The 18,786-nt window shown below is 72.3% G+C and carries 20 protein-coding genes and 1 tRNA gene; 9 read left to right on the top strand and 12 right to left on the bottom strand.

Features of this window, described 5'->3' with window-relative positions; genetic code table 11:
- Positions 1–40 precede the first annotated feature (40 nt).
- The 7 genes from ASD06_RS11085 to ASD06_RS11050 form a co-directional block, all read right to left on the bottom strand.
- On the bottom strand, positions 41–286 hold the full coding sequence (locus tag ASD06_RS11085) for a hypothetical protein (protein ID WP_056677116.1): 246 nt from the start codon (positions 284–286) through the stop codon (positions 41–43).
- A 443-nt stretch (positions 287–729) separates the two neighbouring features.
- Entirely contained in the window at positions 730–1,641 is a 912-nt protein-coding gene (locus ASD06_RS11080; protein WP_056677114.1) for a hypothetical protein, read from the bottom strand.
- A complete protein-coding gene (locus tag ASD06_RS11075) occupies positions 1,638–2,141 on the bottom strand; it encodes a hypothetical protein (RefSeq protein WP_056677109.1) in 504 nt (167 codons plus the stop codon). Before ASD06_RS11075 ends, ASD06_RS11080 begins: the two co-directional genes overlap by 4 nt.
- Before the next feature lie 619 nt (positions 2,142–2,760).
- A complete protein-coding gene (locus ASD06_RS11065; RefSeq protein ID WP_056677105.1) occupies positions 2,761–3,297 on the bottom strand; it encodes a hypothetical protein in 537 nt (178 codons plus the stop codon).
- Positions 3,294–3,665 (bottom strand): hypothetical protein, encoded by a 372-nt coding sequence (locus ASD06_RS11060; protein ID WP_056677103.1) that lies wholly within the window; start codon positions 3,663–3,665, stop codon positions 3,294–3,296. Before ASD06_RS11060 ends, ASD06_RS11065 begins: the two co-directional genes overlap by 4 nt.
- Complete coding sequence (locus ASD06_RS11055) at positions 3,658–4,008, bottom strand: hypothetical protein (RefSeq protein ID WP_056677101.1); 351 nt, start codon at positions 4,006–4,008, stop codon at positions 3,658–3,660. Before ASD06_RS11055 ends, ASD06_RS11060 begins: the two co-directional genes overlap by 8 nt.
- A gap of 455 nt (positions 4,009–4,463) precedes the next feature.
- Positions 4,464–4,685, bottom strand: coding sequence for an excisionase family DNA-binding protein (locus ASD06_RS11050; protein WP_056677097.1), 222 nt, complete (start codon positions 4,683–4,685; stop codon positions 4,464–4,466).
- 314 nt (positions 4,686–4,999) lie between these two features.
- On the opposite strand from ASD06_RS11050, the gene ASD06_RS11045 reads away from it, so the two are divergent.
- The 6 genes from ASD06_RS11045 (at position 5,000) to ASD06_RS11020 (ending at position 10,849) form a co-directional block, all read left to right on the top strand.
- Positions 5,000–5,077, top strand: a tRNA-Ser gene (locus ASD06_RS11045).
- A 44-nt stretch (positions 5,078–5,121) separates the two neighbouring features.
- Positions 5,122–7,554 (top strand): aminopeptidase N, encoded by a 2,433-nt coding sequence (gene pepN / locus ASD06_RS11040; RefSeq protein WP_056677095.1) that lies wholly within the window; start codon positions 5,122–5,124, stop codon positions 7,552–7,554.
- Positions 7,555–7,765: 211 nt separating this feature from the next.
- On the top strand, positions 7,766–8,653 hold the full coding sequence (locus ASD06_RS11035; RefSeq protein WP_056677093.1) for a peptidase inhibitor family I36 protein: 888 nt from the start codon (positions 7,766–7,768) through the stop codon (positions 8,651–8,653).
- 149 nt (positions 8,654–8,802) lie between these two features.
- Entirely contained in the window at positions 8,803–9,087 is a 285-nt protein-coding gene (locus ASD06_RS11030; RefSeq protein WP_056677091.1) for a DUF1905 domain-containing protein, read from the top strand.
- Between the two features lie 131 nt (positions 9,088–9,218).
- Complete coding sequence (locus ASD06_RS11025; RefSeq protein ID WP_056677089.1) at positions 9,219–10,211, top strand: ATP-binding protein; 993 nt, start codon at positions 9,219–9,221, stop codon at positions 10,209–10,211.
- Between the two features lie 80 nt (positions 10,212–10,291).
- Entirely contained in the window at positions 10,292–10,849 is a 558-nt protein-coding gene (locus tag ASD06_RS11020; protein ID WP_056677088.1) for a DUF4395 domain-containing protein, read from the top strand.
- Here the strand turns inward: ASD06_RS11020 and ASD06_RS11015 are convergent.
- Entirely contained in the window at positions 10,822–12,126 is a 1,305-nt protein-coding gene (locus tag ASD06_RS11015) for a D-arabinono-1,4-lactone oxidase (protein ID WP_056677085.1), read from the bottom strand. The two genes, ASD06_RS11020 and ASD06_RS11015, sit on opposite strands and share 28 nt — an antisense overlap.
- A gap of 212 nt (positions 12,127–12,338) precedes the next feature.
- On the opposite strand from ASD06_RS11015, the gene ASD06_RS11010 reads away from it, so the two are divergent.
- On the top strand, positions 12,339–13,328 hold the full coding sequence (locus ASD06_RS11010) for an MFS transporter (RefSeq protein WP_056677083.1): 990 nt from the start codon (positions 12,339–12,341) through the stop codon (positions 13,326–13,328).
- Positions 13,325–14,521 carry an amino acid deaminase/aldolase gene (locus tag ASD06_RS11005; RefSeq protein WP_056677080.1) on the top strand — a complete coding sequence of 399 codons (1,197 nt, stop codon included), beginning with the start codon at positions 13,325–13,327 and terminating at the stop codon, positions 14,519–14,521. The genes ASD06_RS11010 and ASD06_RS11005 overlap by 4 nt, the downstream gene beginning before the upstream one ends.
- Positions 14,522–14,542: 21 nt before the next feature.
- On the opposite strand, the gene ASD06_RS11000 is transcribed toward ASD06_RS11005, so the two are convergent.
- Entirely contained in the window at positions 14,543–15,607 is a 1,065-nt protein-coding gene (locus tag ASD06_RS11000) for a PP2C family protein-serine/threonine phosphatase (RefSeq protein WP_200942066.1), read from the bottom strand.
- Between the two features lie 120 nt (positions 15,608–15,727).
- Positions 15,728–16,093, bottom strand: coding sequence for a VOC family protein (locus ASD06_RS10995; RefSeq protein WP_056677076.1), 366 nt, complete (start codon positions 16,091–16,093; stop codon positions 15,728–15,730).
- 73 nt (positions 16,094–16,166) lie between these two features.
- On the opposite strand from ASD06_RS10995, the gene ASD06_RS10990 reads away from it, so the two are divergent.
- A complete protein-coding gene (locus tag ASD06_RS10990) occupies positions 16,167–17,456 on the top strand; it encodes a GNAT family N-acetyltransferase (protein ID WP_157371657.1) in 1,290 nt (429 codons plus the stop codon).
- On the opposite strand, the gene ASD06_RS10985 is transcribed toward ASD06_RS10990, so the two are convergent.
- The gene (locus ASD06_RS10985) at positions 17,457–17,936 is read right to left on the bottom strand and encodes a ribose-5-phosphate isomerase (RefSeq protein WP_056677071.1); all 480 of its coding nucleotides are present in this window, start codon (positions 17,934–17,936) and stop codon (positions 17,457–17,459) included.
- 45 nt (positions 17,937–17,981) lie between these two features.
- A complete protein-coding gene (locus ASD06_RS10980; protein ID WP_369853727.1) occupies positions 17,982–18,542 on the bottom strand; it encodes a disulfide bond formation protein DsbA in 561 nt (186 codons plus the stop codon).
- Positions 18,543–18,786 lie beyond the last annotated feature (244 nt).

Below are 18,786 nucleotides of genomic sequence, written 5' to 3'. Positions count from 1 at the left end.
CGTGGCCGAGGGGGGTCCATTTTCAGCCGACGCTCAAGGGTCAGTTTTCAGGCGTCGCCGACAGCTGGGTGACTGCGCCGCAGGCGCACGTCGGGCAGTGAGCAGCGGGCCCGGCCAGGATGGCCTGCACGTCGGCGCGTGCCAGGTGGCGCTCGCGGGCGGCCGGGTGCTGGCGCAGGTAGAGCGCGTCCGGGTCGTGCACGTGGCAGAGGCCGCGCCCGAGGTCCGGGAGCGTGCACCGACGGCCGGAGGCCGTGGTCAGCTGGCACTTGTCCATGGAGTCCATACCGCGGTGTGGCTGCGCTCCCCCGCGCGTGCGTGTGGTGCCCAGCCGGTTGAGAGAGGTGCCCTCCCCGCGCGAGCCGTGTGCTTCGCTCGACTCCACGGATTGCGTTGGCTGAGCGGTTGGCTCCGCATCGCCGTCGGCTGAGCGGTTGGCTCCGCATCGCCGCCGTGGACCGAACTGGCTGGCGGGGAACGACTCGTGTGCCCGTGCGGCCCTTCGAGTACGCCCTCCCGCTGGTTCTATCGGCAGCAGCCGCCCGCGTCCCGCGCTAGCGAAACTCCCGTCTTGCGAGCCCGGGCGTGGCTGTTCGTAGAAGCCTCCGGAGCAGTCTTGGGCCGTGGCAGCCTACGGCCCCCAGCCGGAGCGCCCGTAGCGGCCGGAGCGCCCTAGGAGCATCCCGGAGCAGTCTTCCGCAGAGTCACCAACCAGCCCGAGCGGCTCTACTAGAAGGGCGGATCGTCGTTGAACCCGTCACGAGCCCAGGGGTCGTCGACGGGCTGACCGCCGTCGCTCCGCCCGGCCGACTCGAAGGGCGGGAGCGGCGAGCCTAGGGTCATGAGGTTGTGATCCGCTGGCCACTCGGCACTCTTGAGTAGCGTCGCCAGGCGAACTGGCTGCTCGATAGAGCCGACGTACGACACGCCTCGAAGAGCAGCTATCTGCTCGGGCTTCCAGCGCGCGGCCTGACCACCCAGAATTGTGAGGCGTGCTTGGGGCTGCCAGACGCTAGGAGGCAACTGGCTGAACACGTAGAACGCATGCTCGGTACCGCGTCGGCGGTCCGAAGTTGTGCGGCCGACTGCGGACATGATGGCGACATCGCGACCGGGTGCACGAACGACGGCCGTGACCGGCTCCTCGGCTCCAGTGATGGTGTGGACGGTCCTCTGATCGGTTACCTCGACCTGGGCGTCCTCGATGAGCCAGCGCCGGACCTGCTCCTGGAAGGGCTCGCTCTTTGCGGGGGGCGCAATGTGGCGCACCATGTCGAGAGCAACGGCGGCGTCAGCGACCTGGCCGATCAACGAGGCGGCACGGTCCACCGGGCCGCGAGCGAAGATCCGGCCGGAGATCTCGCTCACGCCGAAGTCCTCCACGATGGAGCGCCAGAAGTCGCTCACGCTGCCGCTGTCCAGGTTCAGCTCCGCCAACTCGACGCGAGCGGAGACAAGACCGCCGTCGCTGACGATGACCTGGCCGTCGTTGGTGAACCGCACGAGCAGATCGACGCCGCTGCCGTCAGCTAGGTAGCGGCCGGTGCTGACCAGCAGGCGGTCCGTGCCGGGGACCGGCCGACACATGAAGTCTGCCCGCAGCTGCTCAAGGGCGGGGGCAAGATCGCTGCAGTCGCTCACGGCACCTCTCCCTCCGTCGACTCCTGCGCCGGCTCCACCTCGGGCGCTGGCGGGTCGATCCACTCGTAGCCGTCGCCGAAGATCACGCCGGAGCCCTTGCAGAAGGCCTCGAACACCTCACGGTATGGGGCTGCACCGACAGCGGGCACGTTGGGGAGTGAGAACCACGGGTCCACAGCATGGCTGTCACCGTGCGGGTCCTTCCAGTAGTTCACGTGGGTCTGACCGTCCCATTGGCGACCGTCGGTCTTGCGGTTGCGGTGGCTCTCGTTCACGTCGAGCCGCCATGCCATGTGGCCGTTCACCCGGTCGAGAATGTAGACGCTCGGCGCCCAGGGCTTGGAGTGCTTTACCTGAAGGCCGATCACCAGCCGCAGTCCGAGGTTATTGCTCAATGGCGCCTCACCGCGGAGGTTGGTGTGGTTCTTCCACGTCAGCGGCACGCTGAGGCGCAACTGCGCATGACCCGCGCGCATGTGTTGCACCGTCATGTCGTCCACGCGCCCTGCCTCCCGGAGGCCTCCAGTCGGAGGCCGGACAGGACCGCAGGCTAGCGGTAGGTTGGCACGGAACGGGGCAACTCGGCCGACCCGGGCCACGGCCCCTAGGGCGGTTGCTCGGCGGTGGTGAGACCGACGTACTCGTGGCAGTACCTGATCACGCCAGAGTGGCCTGGCACGGAGTGGCTGTGCTCGACTGCTCGCGCGGCTCCGTTCCACCGCGTGGGCCGCCAGCGTGGCGACCGATCACGGACTTGACCCAGCTGCCAGTTGCGAGTGGTCGAGTACATGCGCTCACCACGAGAGCGGTGGTACTCGCCGACCCACTCAGACAGCGCGATGCCGATGCCGCGGCCCCGGAAGTGCGGCAGCACAACCAGGCGGCTCTCTTGCCACTTACCGCGGCCGCACGCGCCCTTGAACGGGATGGTCGCGTCGAAGGCCACCGGTGCCATGGGCATAGGTAGGTAGACCAGCCACGCTCGCGCCCCGCGAGACAGCGGCCCGTCGAGGTAATGGAACGGCGCGAAATGAGCGCTGTACGTAGCAGCCGACCAGGGGCAAACCGCGAGGCGCAGGCCGCCTGCGAACTCGACTCCGCCAGGCCAGACTGGAGCCGTCATTCCTCGTCCACCGGGTCAGACCAGTAGTCGAGGAGCGATGCGCCCTGAGCGCATGGGCAACCGTCGCGCATCGACCAGTCGCACACGCACGGCCCGAAGACCACCTGCCGATGGCTCGGGAGCGGTCGACCTTCCGGCAACAGGGGAAGGCCCTCGCGCTCCGCCTGGCGCTCAACCTCCTCGTAGCGCTCGCCCAGACGGTGCTGCATGGCGAGCAGCTTGCGGCGCGCGGTCGGCATGACCCAGCGGACGTTGCTCGCGTGAATGGGCTGGCCTGAGCGGACCGGGGCCAACTCCTCCCAGCCGGTCGGCGGGAAGCCGACTAGGTCGGTGACCTCGTAGACGAAGCGCGCGACGTCGCGCGTCCAGCGTCGGCACACCCGGCCCGCTCGAACGGCGCCCCGGCACTTCTCGTAACAGGGGTGCTCGTTCAGAGGCCGGGAGATGCCCGTGTGATCGACCCACCTCGGGTAGCGGCCGCCAAAGTGCGCCCGGCAGAACTCGGCGGCGGCCTTGCGCTGGCGCTCGCTCACGGTGCGCTGGCCCAGAACTCGAGCACCCGGTCGGCGCGCCAGTAGCGGCGACGACGTGCGCCAACAGCTTGTAGCTCGGACCGGATCAGCAGGCCCGGCACAAGCAGCGGGTCGACATCGAGGACGGCCGCGACCTCGCTCTGAGTCAGCATCTGGTGCGGATGCAACCCGGTAGGACGCTGCACTAATTGGTCGAGCCGAGCGAGGTATGCCTCGACCGAGGCGCGCTCGTACAGCGGGCGCCGGTCAATGGTGTGACGGACAACGTGCCCCTCCGCCACCGCCATCCGAAGGTGCACGACGGTGAGGGCAGGGAACTCAGACCTGACCTGCGCGGCGATCAGGTAGCGCGACAGTCGATCACCCACGACGGGTCCGCTCTTCGGAGGGCGAGATGAAGGTCGGCACCTCAGCGTCGACCGTGTAGACGACCGGCACGACGCCCCGACGCGCCAGAGGCGTCCGAGCAAAGCACTGCCCGCAGACGCGGACCACTGCCGTCAGGAGGCCGACCGGCACCATGCTTGGCGCGAGGTCAGGCCACATTGCGGACCGGGCGGTGGCGTCGACCCGGTCGGCCGGGACACCGAGCATGAGTAGCGCGGCCACCTGCCACTCGGCGGTGCCGTTGAAGCCGACCACGGTGTCGGTGCCGAGTCCGCAGACGACGCACGAGCCGGCCCGCCACCGGCCGCGCGCGAAGGTTTCCATCACGTGCTCTCCTCAAGATCATGTGCATGAACAGATGGCCCGTACGGGCCGGTGGGGCGGCCCCGGTAGGGCGCGCCCATCGCCCCCAGCGGGGCGGCTGACTGAGGCCGGAGCGGCCAGGGAGCGGCCCGGAGGGCCACGGGAGGGCGAGGGCCTGCCGTGCGGCGCGACGTCGGGAGCGGCTTGGGCGGTTGGGTGGTGCGCCTCTTGGCGTACCAGCCGGACCGGCTGGGCGGCACCGCGCATGTTCGCTGGGTAGGGTGCGCCGGCCAGGCGGCACGCGCACAAGCACCAGGGCCAGGCGCATAGGAGCGGGCCGAGGCCGACGTCGAACACCGGCACGAGCGGCGTGACGGCGAACAGCTCGGCGTCGGGGGTCGCTGGCGGGGGCTCAAAGGCGTCGGGGATGCCGGGCGCGAACGCCACCATGCGGACGTGGGTCACGACGGCTCTCGTCACGGCTGGACCTTGCGGTCGTCGAGCCAGCGGTCGAGGTCGGCGCGGTCGATACGTGGGAACCGGCCCACCATGTAGAAGGCCACCTCGGGCCGGTGGTCGGGGGTCGACGCGATGAGACGGCGGACGAACCGAGGGTTGCGGCCGAGGTAGGCGGCGGCCTGCTCTATGGAGAGCAGCTCGCGGCGGCCCCGTTGCAGGGATGCGTGAGGCGGTGACACGTGTGCAGGCTCCATCGGTGTGATCCCGAGAACCGACCCGCTGATCGGTTCTGTCACACCGCAGGAGGTGGCGCCCATGCCGTGCGCTGGCCTGCCGCGATATCAGCGGCCATCGTGCGCCATTGCGCGATATCGCGCAAGGGGTTGACGAACGCGGCCCTCTGCTGGCTGAGGTCGGCCGGTTGTCCACGGTCAACCAGTGATTCCAGGAGAGCCACGGCAGAGCCACAACGAGTGGCTATGAGTGGTCAGCGGTGGACGCTTACGGGAGAGGGCCCGAAGCCAGAAGTGCCGCCGGTCAACGGGTCCGTGCTGCGATGTCGCAAGATCGGGAACGGCTTACCCAGTCTTCCAAACTGGCTACGCGGGTTCGATTCCCGTCATCCGCTCCACTCCTGAGCAGTCCCGGCGCGCAGGCACCGCTAACGTCAGGGCGGTGTCCCTGACGACGAAGTCCCTGACTCTCACCGAGGCCCGCGAGCGCGCAGCGCTCATCACCGACATCGAGACCGAGGTCCACCTGGACCTGACGTCCACCGAGGACTTCGCCGTCGAGGCGACGATCCGGTTCGGTTGCACGCGACCGGGCGCCACCTCGTTCCTCGAGCTGAGCGGCGCCCGCGACGTCACCCTCGACGGCCGCCCCGCGCCGTACGACGGGCGGCGGATCACGCTGTCGGACCTGGCGGAGAACAACGAGGTGCGGGTCACGGCCCGGCTGCCCTACGTGAGCGACGGCGACGGCATGACCGTGACGGTCGACCCGGCCGACGGCGAGCGCTACGTCTGCGGTTTCACCGCGATGGACATCGCCCAGAAGGTCATCCCGTGCTTCGACCAGCCCGACCTCAAGAGCACCTTCGCGGTGTCGGTGACCGCCCCGGCCCACTGGACCGTCCTCGCCAACGGCGTGCACGCCGGCTCGGAGCCCGTCGGCGACGCCGTCCGCTGGTCGTTCGAGCCGACGCCGCGCATCTCGTCGTACATCTTCTTCGTCGCCGGCGGCCCGTGGGTCTCGGTGACCTGGGACGAGCCCTACCCGCCTGCCCCGGGCGGCACCCTGCCGTTCGGCTGGCACGCCCGGGCCTCCCAGGAGCGTGAGCTGCGGCGCGACGCCGACGAGCTCCGGCGCATCACGAGCGCGTGCTTCCAGCACTACACGACCGTGTTCGACGCGCCGTACGCGTTCGGCGACTACCAGCAGGTCTTCACCCCCGGCCTGAACTGGGGCGCCATGGAGTTCCCCGGCGCGGTTGCCTTCCGCGACGAGTACCTGCACCAGGGCACCCCCAGCGCGCTGGACTGGGAGGCCACGGCGTCGGTGATCGCCCACGAGATGGCCCACATGTGGTTCGGCGACCTCGTGACCATGCGGTGGTGGGAGGACACCTGGCTCAACGAGTCGTTCGCCGACTTCCTGGGCTTCGACGTGGCCGGCGTCGCGGCGGGCTACACCGACTCGTGGACCGGCGCGGCGCTCACCCGCAAGCCCACGGGCTACCTCGCCGACCGCCGCCGCTCCACGCACCGCATCGCCGAGGACCCCGAGCAGCTCGTGGACGTCGACACCGCCTTCGCGAACTTCGACATGATCACCTACGCCAAGGGCAACGCCGTGCTGCGCCAGCTCGGCATCTGGCTGGGTGAGGACTTCCTCGCCGGCGTCAACAAGCACCTGTCCGCCCACGCGTTCGGCAACGCGACGCTCGCGCAGTTCCTCGACGCCCTCGCGTCGTCGACCGACCGGGACGTGCGCGGCTGGGCCGACGCGTGGCTGCGCTCGACGGGGTTCGACACCCTGGTGGTGACCCGCGACGGCAGCGTGCCGGTGATCACCCGCGAGGGATCACGCCCGCACCGCTTCAGCGTCGCCGCCTACGACGACGGGATGCGGCTGGTCTCGACCCGCGTGGTCGACCTCGCCGACCAGCCCCTCCGCCTCGACGACCTCGCCGGGCTCGTCGTGGTGCCCAACGCCGGTGACGAGACGTTCGCCGCCCTGCGCCTGGACGACCAGTCGTGGGCCGCGGTCATGGCCGGCCTGTCGTCGGTCGAGTCGCCGCTGACCCGCGCCCTGCTGTGGTGGACCGCGATCGACCTCGCCCAGTCCAAGGCGCTCACCCTCGACGAGCTGGTCGGCCTGCTCGACCAGCACCTGCGCCCGGAGCACCACCCCGTCGTCTTCGAGGCGGTGCTCAGCCTCGTCCTGCGCACCGTGCGGCGCTACGCCGAGCCGCAGGACGTCGCCGCCCTGCTCGAGCAGATCGCCGACGTCGCAGGGGCCGCGCTCGACAGCGGCGACGCCGCCCTGGCCCCGGCGGCGTCCCGGGTGCTGGCGACGACGACGGCCGACCGCGAGCTCCTTCGCCGCTGGCTCGACCGGGCCGACCTCGACCAGGAGGTGCGCTGGGCGGCCGTCCAGCGGCTGGCGAGCCTGGGCGAGGGCGCCTTCATCGCCCCCGAGCAGGCACGTGACCGGTCGGTGTCCGGCCACCACGCGGCGCTCGCGGCGCGTGCCGCCGTGCCGACTGCGGCGGCCAAGCGCGAGTCCTGGGACCTGCTGGTGGGCGGGACGCTCGGCAGCCACGAGCTCCAGGCCGTCGCGTCGGGGTTCTGGGGCTGGGGGCAGGCCGACCTCGTGGCGCCGTACGTGGAGCGCTACGCCGCCGACGCGCTGGAGCTCGCCCGCACCTCGGGGCAGGCGATGGGCAAGGTCATCGGCTCCGCCTTCCCCTGGCTGCCGCTGTCGCAGAGCACGCGGCGCGCGCTGCGCCGCGCGGTCGCCACCGCCTTGGCGGGCGACGTGCCCACGGTGCTCGCCCGCAGCTGGAACGACGCGCTCGACGACCTCGACCGCGTGCTGGGGTGACACCGGCGCGCCGACACCCTCACCAGGGGTGTCAGGCACCGCTGCCGGATCTGACAACGCCCGCGTCGTCGCAGGTCAGCGGCTTGCCGCGGGCGTTCTGACGCCCCGATGGGGACTGCTCCCCATGTCGGACACCGGCCGGTCCACTCCACAGTGGCGCCATCGGGTCGCACCGCGGCTCGCACGGCCCCACTCCACGAGAGGACAGCTCATGAGGTTCCGCACGGTGATGACCGCGGGCGCGATGCTGGGCGCGCTGGCGGCGTCCACGCTCGCGGGCGCCAGCTCGGCGTCCGCCGCAGGGCGCGACGGCGTCTGCAACAGCGGTGAGTTCTGCTACTACTACAACAGCGACCAGGCCGGCTCGGTCTCGGACTTCACCGGCTCGGTCAGCGACTACGGCACGAGCCAGCCGGACTGCTACGACTTCAAGGGCTCGGGCAGCGGCAAGGGCCTGTGCATCAAGAACGACGCCGCCTCGGTGTGGAACCGCAGCAGCGTCGCGGTGCGGGTCTTCTTCAACACCGGCTACGGCGGCGCGTACCAGGAGATCCCGGCCGGCGCGAAGCGCAACCTGAACTCCACGCTGAAGAACAACAACGCCTCGCACAAGTTCGGCCCGTTCGCCTCGCTCACCGCCATGTCGTACGGCCTGTACCGGACGACGGGCGGCCGGATCACCTGCGGCTTCGACGGCTACGTCAACACCCCGGGCCGGCACGAGGGCATCGACATCGCCCGCGGCGTCGGCTCCGACGTCCACGCCCTGATCGGCGGCAAGGTCATCAACATCAGCCGCGGCTACACCGGCAGCGGCGGCCTGTCGACGATCGCCATCTACAACTCCAAGTACGACAAGACGATCATCTACCTGCACAGCGCACCGCGGTCGGCCCTGGCGGTAGGCCAGTCGATCAGCAAGGGCCAGATCATCGCCGACGAGTCCTGGCGCGGGGTCTCCTCGAGCTCGGCCGCCCACACCCACGTCGAGATGCGCCTGGGCTACCACACGCTGGCAGCCAAGAGCGTGAACGACTACACGCTCGACAACCCGAACCCGACGAGCTTCTGGAACGCCCGCGGGTACTCCATCAAGTGATCCGCCGCCACTGAGCCGCAACCACCGAGTCGCAACCACTGAGCCGCGGCCACTGAGCCGCTCGACGCAGGCGCCCCGCCCGGACCCGTGGTCCGGGCGGGGCGTTCGGCGTCTCACCCGCTGTCGGCGCCGGCCCTTACGCTGCCCACGTGCAGCTGACGTTCACCGGTGAGGTGTGGCACTGGCGCGGCCCGGCGCCGTACCACTTCGTCAGCGTGCCCGAGGCCGAGAGCGACCAGCTCGCCGCCGTGGCGCCGCTCGTGAGCTACGGCTGGGGCATGGTGCCCGTGACCGCGCGCCTCGGCCGCACCCGGTGGACGACGGCACTGTGGCCCAAGGACGGCGGCTACGTCGTGCCGCTGAAGGACGCCGTCCGCCGAGCCGAGCAGGTCGAGGTCGGCGACGTCGTCACCGTCGACCTCGAGGTCGCCTGACCGTCCAGGCAACGGACCTGACCGTCCAGGCAAAGGACACGGAAAGCCACCGAACGGCGCGGACCGTTTCTGGACGGCACACAAGGGTCGAGCGCGCTACGGTGCACCCGAGCGCGATACGGAGGCCTTGCGTGGACTGGTACCTCGCCGGAGACAACCCGGCCGACGTCACGGCGCTGCGCCACCGCATCCGTGACCACCTGCTGCGGCACGCCGCTGCCGGCACCGACGTCTCGGACGCCGAGCTGGTCGTCCAGGAGCTGCTGGCCAACGCCTTCGAGCATGCGGCCGGCCCGACGTGGGTCCAGCTGACCTGGGCCGACGACCGCCCGCACCTCGTGGTGCGCGACCTCGGCGCCGGCTTCACCCTCCCGGAGTCAGCGGCGGCGGGCGCTCCCCGCCTCGACGACAAGGAGGCGCTGTGGTCAGAGGGCGGGCGCGGCCTGTGGCTGGTCAGCCACCTTGCCGGAGAGCTCGCCGTCGCCGCCCGCCGCGGCGGTGGCACCGAGGTGCACACGGTGCTGCCCGTGCAGCGCCGGGCCTCGCGCAGCATCGACCCCGCCCCGCCGCCGATCGACGTCCTGCCGACGCTCGACGAGGCGCGCCCTGAAGGCGGCTTCGGCCGCGAGAGCTTCCTGCGCGCCCTCGTCGTCCAGCTGTCCCAGGCCGTCGAGCACACGGCCGGCCCGGACGTCGGCGAGGAGGTCGTCGCGCAGGTCGGCATCGCGGTGGGCGGCCAGATGGAGGCCGAGTACCGCCTGGCCCAGGAGGTCGTCGGCCGGCTCTCGCCCGACCAGGTCGCCGACTGCCTGGTGCGGCTCAAGCACGCGATCGACGGCGACTTCTCCGTGGTGGAGGTCACCGACGAGCGCATCGTGCTGGCCAACACCCGCTGCCCGTTCGGCGACGCCGTGCGCCGGGCCCCCGCGCTGTGCCGCATGACCAGCTCGGTGTTCGGCGGCATCGCCGCCCGCAACAGCGACGGCGAGGCCGCGGTGGTGCTCGAGGAGCGCATCGCTGTGGGCGACCCGGGCTGCCGCGTCGTGGTCTACCTCGGCCCGCCCCAGGACGACGCGCGGCCCTTCCTGCACCGGTACCGCCAGCCGGCCACCGTCACGCCCTGAGGCGTCCACGATCCAAGACGCCGTCGCCGCGGCGCCGCACGCGAGGTTCCCTGGAAGCACCCGCCCCACCAGGAGAGCCCGTGAGCGCCTACCGCTTTGCCCGCACCGTCTTCCCCCGCACCGTCGACGACGTCACCGTCCGGCTCATCGCCGGGGAGGTGCTCGTGCTGAGCGTGCTCGCCCTGGTGACGGGTCAGGCCTGGGTGCTCGCCCTGCTCGCCGCGGACTTCACGGTGCGGGCCGCGTTCGGGCCGGTGCTCAGCCCGCTCGCCCGGCTGGCCGCCGTCGTGCTGCGTCCGCGGATCCCCGCCGCGCCGCGCCCGACCCCCGGGCCGCCCAAGCGGTTCGCCGCCGCCATCGGCGCCGTGCTGACCCTCGGCGCTACGGCCGCGTTCTTCGCCGGCTGGCCGACGGTGACCTGGGTCATCACCGGGGTGATGGTGGCCTTCCCGCTGCTCGAGGCGGCGTTCGGCGTGTGCGTCGGCTGCATCGCCTTCTCGCTGCTCATGCGCCTCGGCGTGATCCCCCGCTCGGTCTGCGAGGAGTGCGCCGACATCACGCTGCGGCTGTCGGCTGCCCGCCGCGCCCAGCTCGCCGACCTCCCCCGCGTTCAGGTGGCGAAGACCCTCTCGAGGTAGGGGTTCGCGAACACCTTCGCTGGGTCGACCCGCGCCCGCACCGCCATGGCGTCGTCGTAGCGCGGGTAGAGCGTGCGCAGCCGGCCGGCGTCCAGCGTGTGCAGCTTGCCCCAGTGCGGTCGGCCGTCGACGGACGACGCGATCTGCTGCACGGCGTCGAAGTACCGTCGGTGGTCGAGCCGGTGGTACTGGTGGACGGCGACCCACGCGGTGTCGCGCCCGTGCGCCGTCGACAGCCACGGCTCGTCCGCCGCACCGAAGCGCACCTCGACGGGGAAGGGCACGAGCTCGCCGCTGGCCTCCAGCCAGGCGTCGATCTCGCGCAGGACGTCGGGCAGCACCGCGCGCGGCAGCGCCCACTCGCTCTCGCGGAACCGCACCCGCCGCGTGGACGCGAACACGCGGTAGGCCACGTCGCTGTAGCGCCGCGCGCTCAGCGCGCGGGCGCTGAGGGCGTTCAGGGGGCGGGTGAGTCGGGGGGCGAGCGTCGCGGTGCGGTTCACCACCTCGAAGAGGCGGTTCGACAGCAGCTCGTCGTCGACGTAGGCCCGGCGTGGGCTGAGCGGCTCGAGCGGCGTCCCGGCCGCCAGCCGGTGGTTGCGCTTGGTGAGCGTGCGATGGGTGTGCGGGAACCAGTAGAACTCGAAGTGGTCGGTGTCGGCGACGAGGTCGTCGAGCCCGTCCAGGACGTCGTCGAGGGCCATGGGCGACTCCTCGGCCCGCAGCCCGAACACCGGCTCGCACTGCAGGGTCACCGCCGTGACCACGCCGAAGGCACCGAGGCCAACGCGGGCGGCCTGGAACAGGGCCGGATCGGCGTCGGCGCTGCACTCGACCACCGATCCGTCGGCGAGCACGAGCTGGAGCGCGCGCACCTGGTCGGCGATGCCACCGAAGCGAGCGCCCGTGCCGTGCGTGCCGGTGCCAATGGCGCCCGCGATGGTCTGGACGTCGATGTCGCCGAGGTTGGTCAGGGCCAGTCCCCGCTGGTGCAGCGCGAGGTTGAGCTCGTGCAGCGTCCAGCCCGCGCCCACGGTGACCAGGCCGCCGTCGCCGACGTCGAGCCGTCGCAACCGGTCGAGCCGCACCATCACGCCGTCGGTCACTGCCGCCCCGGTGAACGAGTGCCCGGAGCCCACGGCCTTGAGGCGTCGTCCCGCTCGCTCGGCCGCCCACACCACGCGAGCCACCTCGTCGACGTCGCGCGGTGACACGACGGCCTGCGGGTGGGCGGTCTCGGTGCGCGCCCAGTTCGTCCAGGTCGGCGTGTCGCTCATCGGCCCATGATCGCGCACGCGTCACCCCCGCGACGGCATGATGCTCCGGTGACCGGTGACTCCCGCCTCGTGCGACGCCGCGCCCTCGTGGCGGCTGGCTTCTTCGCGCAGGGGTTGACGTTCGCGACGCTGCTCACGCACCTGCCGGCGTACACGCACCGGTGGGACGTCAGCGACGCCGCGGTGACGGCGCTGGTGTTCGGGGTGTCGGTGTGCGCCGAGGCAGCCGCAGCCCGCTCACCGGAGCCGTCGGGTGCCTCGCGCTCGCTGCCGCGCTCACCGTGCTCGCGCCGGTCAAGCCCGGCTTCTTCGCGGCCTTCCTGCTGTGGGGCCTGGCCGTCGGCGCGGTCGACGCGACGATGAACATGCAGGCCGTCGACGTCCAGAGCGCCTTCGGCCGCAGCGTGCTCGCGCAGTTCCACGCCGTCTGGAGCCTCGGCGGCATCGTCGGGGCGCTGTGGACGTCGGCCGACGGGCGGTGGCACGTCGGCCTCACGCCGTCGGTGCTGGTGGTGGCCGGCGTCGTGCTCGCCATCGCGGTGGCCCGTGCCGCCCTGCCGGCCGCCGCCGACCCAGAGCCAGCGGGGCGCACCCCCGACGCCCTCGCACCACCGGACGGCGCCACCGCAGTCGTCCCGTGGCGCGCCGTCGCCCTGGTGGGCGGCGCCGTCGTCTGCTTCTACGTCGTCGACTCCGGCATCTCGAGCTGGAGCTCGCTCTACCTGCACGAGGTGCTGCACGCGTCGCTGGCCACCGCGGCCATCGGGTTCGCCGCCTACCAGGCGACCTCGCTAGTGTCGCGGGCGCTGGCGGACCTGGCGGTGCGCCGCGTGGGGTCGGTGCCCGTCGTCCGCGCGGCCGGCGTCGTCGGCGGCCTGGGCCTGGCGCTCGTCGTGCTCGCCCCCGCGCCCGCCGTCGCGATCGCGGGCTTCGGGGTCACCGGACTCGGCCTGGCCGTCATCGCACCGCTGGCCTTCGCCACCACCGACCGCCTCGCGCCGGTCGTGCGCGACGTCACGATCGCGCGGCTGAACCTCTCGAACTACCTCGGGTTCGTCGTGGGCGGCGTGCTCGTGGGCGGCCTCGGCGCGGTCGGCGACCTGCGCCTGGGCTACCTGGCACCCCTCGTGTTCGCGCTCGCGGTGGTCGCCCTGGCGCCGGCATTCGCCGCCGTGCGCTCGGTCGAGCAGGTGGCGGCATGACGCACGCCGACGACGCGCTGGGCCGCCGCCTCGACGCCGCCACCGCCCACCTCGACCCGCCGCTGGCGGTCGTCGACCTCACGAACCTGCGGGCCAACCTCGACGAGCTCACCCGGCGAGCGGGCGGCCGCCCGATCCGGCTGGCCAGCAAGTCGGTGCGCAGCCGGCGGGTGATCGCGGAGGCGCTCGCGCACACCGGCTTCCATGGCGTGCTGGCCTACTCGCTGGCCGAGGCGATCTGGCTGGTGCGCAGCGGCTCCTGCCGCGACGTGCTCGTCGCCTACCCCACCGTCGACCGCGGAGCACTCGCCGAGCTCACCGCAGACCCCGCGCTGCTCGCCGCGATCGCGATCATGGTGGACGACGAGGCCCACCTGCGCCTGGCCGCATCCGCCTGGCGCGCGCACGCCCATCACGCGAGCGCGCCGGTACGGGTGTGCCTCGACGTCGACTCCTCCCTGCGGCTCGGCCCGGTGCACCTCGGCGTCCGGCGCTCGCCCCTGCACACGCCGGACGACGCCGCGCGCCTCGCCGAGCGCGTGCGCACCCACCGCGAGCTGCGGCTGGTGGGCGTGATGTTCTACGAGGCGCAGGTGGCCGGCCTGCCCGACTCCGGCCCGGCGGTGCGCCTGGTGAAGCGACGCTCGCTCGGCGACCTCGCCCAACGGCGGACGGCGGTGGTGCGGGCGGTCGAGCACGCCTGCGGCCACCCGCTCGAGCTGGTCAACGGCGGTGGCACGGGCAGCCTCGAAGCCACGGCGACCGACCCCTGCGTCACCGAGCTCGCGGCCGGATCAGGGCTCTACTGCCCCACCCTGTTCGACGGTTACCGGGCCTTCACGTCGCGTCCGGCGGCGTGGTTCGCCCTGCCGGTGGTGCGCCGTCCCGCGCCCGACGTCGCCACCTGCTTCTCCGGCGGTTACGTCGCGTCCGGCCCGGTGGGGCACTCGCGCGAGCCGCGGCCGGTGGCGCCGTCCGGGCTGCAGCTGCTGCGCACCGAGGGCGCCGGTGAGGTGCAGACGCCGGTGCGCGGCGACGCGGCGCGCGAGCTGGCGATCGGTGACCGCGTGTGGTTCCGGCACGCCAAGGCGGGCGAGCTGTGTGAGCGGTTCGACCGGCTGCACCTGATCGAGGGCGACCGCGTCGTCGACGAGGCGCCCACCTACCGGGGTGAGGGGCGCAGCTTCGGCTGACCGCCCAGAGGGTGTCGGCGCTCAGGCGCGCCAGATGAGCACGAGCGCTCGGTCGTCCGTCTCACCGGCGCGCGCGCCCTCGACGATGCGCCGCGCGCCACCACGAAAGCCGTCCTTCACCAGCCGCTCGGCCTGGCCCAGCATCCGGTCGATGCCGACGTCGAGGTCGCGCCCCGGCGTCTCGACCACGCCGTCGGTGTAGAGCAGCAGGGCGTCCCCACGGGCCAGCGTGCCGACCACGCCCGGGTAGTTCACGCCGTCCATGACACCGAGCAGCGGCCCGTCACCGCCGCTGGTGAGCGTCCAGCGGCCCGAGCCCGCCTGGAAGTGAGCGGCCGGTGGGTGGCCCGCGCCCGCGATCCGGTACCGGCCGGTGGTGAAGTCGAGGTCGAGGTGCACGGCCGTGGCGAAACCCTCGTCCCACCGCTGGCGCAGCAGGTACTGGTTGGCGGCGTGCAGGAAGTCGTGGGGGGCCATGGCGCCCAGCAGGCCACCGAACGCGCCCGAGAGCATGAGCGCGCGCGTGCCAGCGGCGGCGCCCTTGCCCGAGACGTCGACCAGAGCCACCTCCAGCCGTCGCCCGTCGGTCGAGCGGTTGGCGACCAGGAAGTCACCCGAGAACGAGTCGCCGTACGCCGAGCGCAACACCGTCTCGACCTGCCACCCGGCCGGCAGCACCGGCACCTCACCCTGCATGCGCAAGCGGTCGCGCAGGTCGACGAGCATCGCGTCGCCCAGCGTGCCCTGCAGACCGAGGCGCGCGCGGCTGCGGGCCACGAACCACATCAGCACCGCCATCGAGCTGAGCACCACCACCAGGCCCTTGTTGACGCTGGGATCCTGCGACTGCACGTACGTCAGGCCGGCGAGCACGAGCACGTAGAGCAGCAGCAGCGCTCGCAGGTTCAGCAGGAACCCGCCGGCCACGAGCACCAGCGAGAACGACGCCACGGGCACCCACTCACGCGCCGACAAGGTGGCGAGGGTGATGGCGACGGTGAACACCGTGAGGCTGAGCAGGTGGAAGCTGCTGCTCGGCAGGATGCGGCGACGGACGACGGACCGGACACGTCGCAGCACGGACACGCGCCGACGCGCTGTGCCCCTCGCACTCAGCGAAGCCGCCACACCGGGAACCCTACTGACTCCACCGCCGCGCGCCGCCCACTTGACCGACTCATGACCCGGCGCGCCGCGGTCGGGCGCTCAACGGCGCTGCTCGACCAGGCCCACCAGGTTGCCCTCGCTGTCGCGGACGAACGCCATCCGCTCCTGCGCACCGGCCGGCCCGAGGGAGTCGTCCTCGTGGGCGTACACCAGGTGCGGCTCGGTCTCGACGAGGACGCCGAGGGCCCGCAGGTGCTCCACTCGCTCGTCCAGGTCGTCGACCGCGAGGTAGAGCAGGCTCGACGTCGCGCCGCGTTCGAGCAGCAGCCGGACGCCGTCGAGGTCGAAGAACGCCAGCCCGGGCGGGTCGAAGGTCGCGACGTGGCGCAGGCCCAGGACGTCGCGGTAGAAGGCGACGGCGCGGTCGAGGTCGTGCACCGCCTGGGCGACCTGCAGCAGCCGCATCGGCGCCTCCCGGTGGCTCCTCGGCTCAGCAAACCCGTTGCCCCGACCATAGGCCGGTGGCCAGGCTGTGGCCATGGTCGACACCTCACGCCCCGCTGCCGCGCGCCCGAGCGCCGGCGACGTCGTCCCGCTCGGTCCGCAGGACGAGGCCGCGCTGCTGTGGAACGACCAGGCGGCCTTCGTCTTCCCGATCGACCCCGACTACCGGCTGGACTTCATCGAGTGGGACCGCACGTTCGGCGTCCGGGTGAGCGAGGAGCTCGCGGGCACCAGCACGACGTTCTCGCTGTCGGTCGAGCTGCCCGACGGCGGCTGCGGCACCCGCACCGTGCCCATGGCCGGGCTCAGCTGGGTGGCGGTGCACCCCGGCTACCGCCGGCGGGGCGTGCTCACCACCATGATCCGCGACCACCTGCACCGCCTGCACGACGAGGGCCGCGAGCCGGTCAGCGGGCTGCACGCCTCAGAGTCGGCGATCTACGGGCGGTTCGGCTACGGACTGGCGACCGTGGGCTACCAGCTCTCGCTCGGGCGCGACGTCGCGCTCCGGCCGCTCACCGGTGCGCAGGCCGCGGCGGCCGAGGGGCTGCGCGTGCGGTTCGAGACCGCGGACCCCGAGCGGCACGGCGACCTGGTGCACGAGCTGTACCACCAGGCCTGCCGCCGGCGACCCGGCATGGTGGGGCGCACTCGCGCCCTCACGCTCGCCGACCTGCGCGACACCCCGCTCGAGCTCCAGCGCAACGAGCCGCTGCGCCTGCTGGTGGCCGAGCGCGACGGCGTGCCCACCGGCTACGCGCTGCTGCGGCGCAGCATGCGCTGGGAGGACTTCGCGCCCGACGGCACGGTCGAGGTGCGCGAGCTGGCCGCCGTCGACCGCGCCACCGAGCACCGCCTCTGGCGCGCCGTGACGCAGTTCGACCTCACCGGCCGCGCCAAGGCCGGCCGGATCGCCACCGACGACCCGCTGCTCAGCTGGCTCGTGGACGCCCGCGCCGCCAAGCCGGTGCGCACCGACGAGCTCTGGCTGCGGGTGGTCGACGTCGACCGTGCCCTGACCGCGCGCGGCTACGCCGAACCCGTCGACGTCGTCCTGCAGGTCGTCGACCCGATGTGCCCGTGGAACGACGGCCGCTGGCGGCTGCACGCCGACGGCGCGGGCGCCGCCGAGTGCGTGCGCACGGACGACGAGCCGCACCTGGCGCTCGACGTCCGCGAGCTCGGGGCGATGCTCGCGGGCGGCACGACCGCCTCGACCCTGGCTGCCGCGGGCCTCGTCACCGAGTCCGCACCCGGTGCGGCCCGCACGCTGTCGCGGGCGATGCGGTCCGACGTCGAGCCCGCGACGACGTACGGCTTCTAGCTAGCCCTCGGCACCGGGGATGGGGGGCAGCTCCTCGTGGTCCTCGTAGCGCGAGACCATCTCGAGGCGCCGACGGTGCCGGGCGTCCTTGGAGAACTTCGTGGCGAGGAACGCGTCCACGATGGCCGTGGCGTCCTCGAGGGAGTGCATGCGCGCACCGATCGACACGACCTGCGCGTCGTTGTGCTCGCGGGCCAGCTGGGCGGTCTCGACGCTCCACGCCAGGGCGGCGCGGATGCCGAGCACCTTGTTGGCGGCGATCTGCTCGCCGTTGCCCGAGCCGCCGAGCACGACGCCGAGGCTGCCCTCGTCGCTGCGCACGCCCGTCGCGGCCCGCAGCACCGCGACCGGGTAGTCGTCGTCGGGGTCGAGGTGGTCAGGACCGTGGTCGATCACGTCGAAGCCCTGCGACTGCAGGTGGCTGACCAGGTGCACCTTGAGGTCGTACGCGGCGTGGTCGCCGCCGATGTGGACGCGCATGGCGGCAAGTCTGTCACCAACGCCTGGGCCGCGGTGGCCGAGTGGTCAGTCGAAGACGGGGCCCTGGGTGCGGGTGCGCTTGAGCTCGTAGAAGCCGGGCGTGCCCGCGACGAGCACCGCACCGTCCCAGAGCCGGCCGGCGGCCTCGCCCTTGGGTGCCGGGGTGACGACGGGGCCGAAGAACGCGACGCCGTTGACGGCCACGACCGGTGTGCCGACGTCCTCGCCGACCAGGGAGATGCCCTCGGCGTGGCTCGCGCGCAAGGCGTCGTCGTGCTCGGTGGAGTACGCGGCCTTGGCGAGGTCGGACGGCAGGCCCAGCTCGTCCAGCGCGTCGGCGATGACCACGTCGTAGTCCTTCTCGCCGCCCGGGTGGATGCGGGTGCCCATGGCGTCGTAGAGCTTCTTCACCAGCGCGGGGTCGTCGTCGCCGAAGCGCTGGTGCGCGGCGATGATCACGCGCACCGGACCCCAGGCGCGGTCCATGAGGTCGCGGTAGTCGTCCGGCAGGTCGCGGCCCTCGTTGAGCACCGACAGGCTCATGACGTGCCAGTTGGTCTCGATGTCGCGCACCTTCTCGACCTCGCCGATCCACCGCGACGTCATCCAGGCCCAGGGGCACACCGGGTCGAACCAGAAGTCGACGGTGCCGGTCTGCTGCTCGGTGTTCGTGGTGGTGTCGCTCACGGTGGCTGCTCCAGAACTCGGTGGACGGGTCGGTGCACCGGCCGGTAGACACACGGTGCACACCACCAGGGTCAATGCGTGCGTGTGCGCAGTCATTCCCCGGCCCGGGGCGTCGTCCGGGGCCGTGCGACGATGACCGAAACCCCCGGAACCCCACGAGAAC

It is taken from the genome of Angustibacter sp. Root456 (assembly GCF_001426435.1).
Classification (GTDB): domain Bacteria; phylum Actinomycetota; class Actinomycetes; order Actinomycetales; family Angustibacteraceae; genus Angustibacter.
Note: the sequence above shows the minus strand (reverse complement) of the source record. Positions and strands in the feature narration are given on the sequence as shown.

Coding starts and splice junctions, on each gene's coding strand:
- ASD06_RS11085 (WP_056677116.1), bottom strand. CDS start 286: ATGGACTCCATGGACAAGTGCCAGCTGACCACGGCCTCCGGCCGTCGG.
- ASD06_RS11055 (WP_056677101.1), bottom strand. CDS start 4,008: ATGGAAACCTTCGCGCGCGGCCGGTGGCGGGCCGGCTCGTGCGTCGTC.
- ASD06_RS11035 (WP_056677093.1), top strand. CDS start 7,766: ATGAGGTTCCGCACGGTGATGACCGCGGGCGCGATGCTGGGCGCGCTG.
- ASD06_RS11015 (WP_056677085.1), bottom strand. CDS start 12,126: ATGAGCGACACGCCGACCTGGACGAACTGGGCGCGCACCGAGACCGCC.
- ASD06_RS11005 (WP_056677080.1), top strand. CDS start 13,325: ATGACGCACGCCGACGACGCGCTGGGCCGCCGCCTCGACGCCGCCACC.
- ASD06_RS10995 (WP_056677076.1), bottom strand. CDS start 16,093: ATGCGGCTGCTGCAGGTCGCCCAGGCGGTGCACGACCTCGACCGCGCC.
- ASD06_RS10990 (WP_157371657.1), top strand. CDS start 16,167: ATGGTCGACACCTCACGCCCCGCTGCCGCGCGCCCGAGCGCCGGCGAC.
- ASD06_RS10985 (WP_056677071.1), bottom strand. CDS start 17,936: ATGCGCGTCCACATCGGCGGCGACCACGCCGCGTACGACCTCAAGGTG.
- ASD06_RS10980 (WP_369853727.1), bottom strand. CDS start 18,542: ATGACGTCGCGGTGGATCGGCGAGGTCGAGAAGGTGCGCGACATCGAG.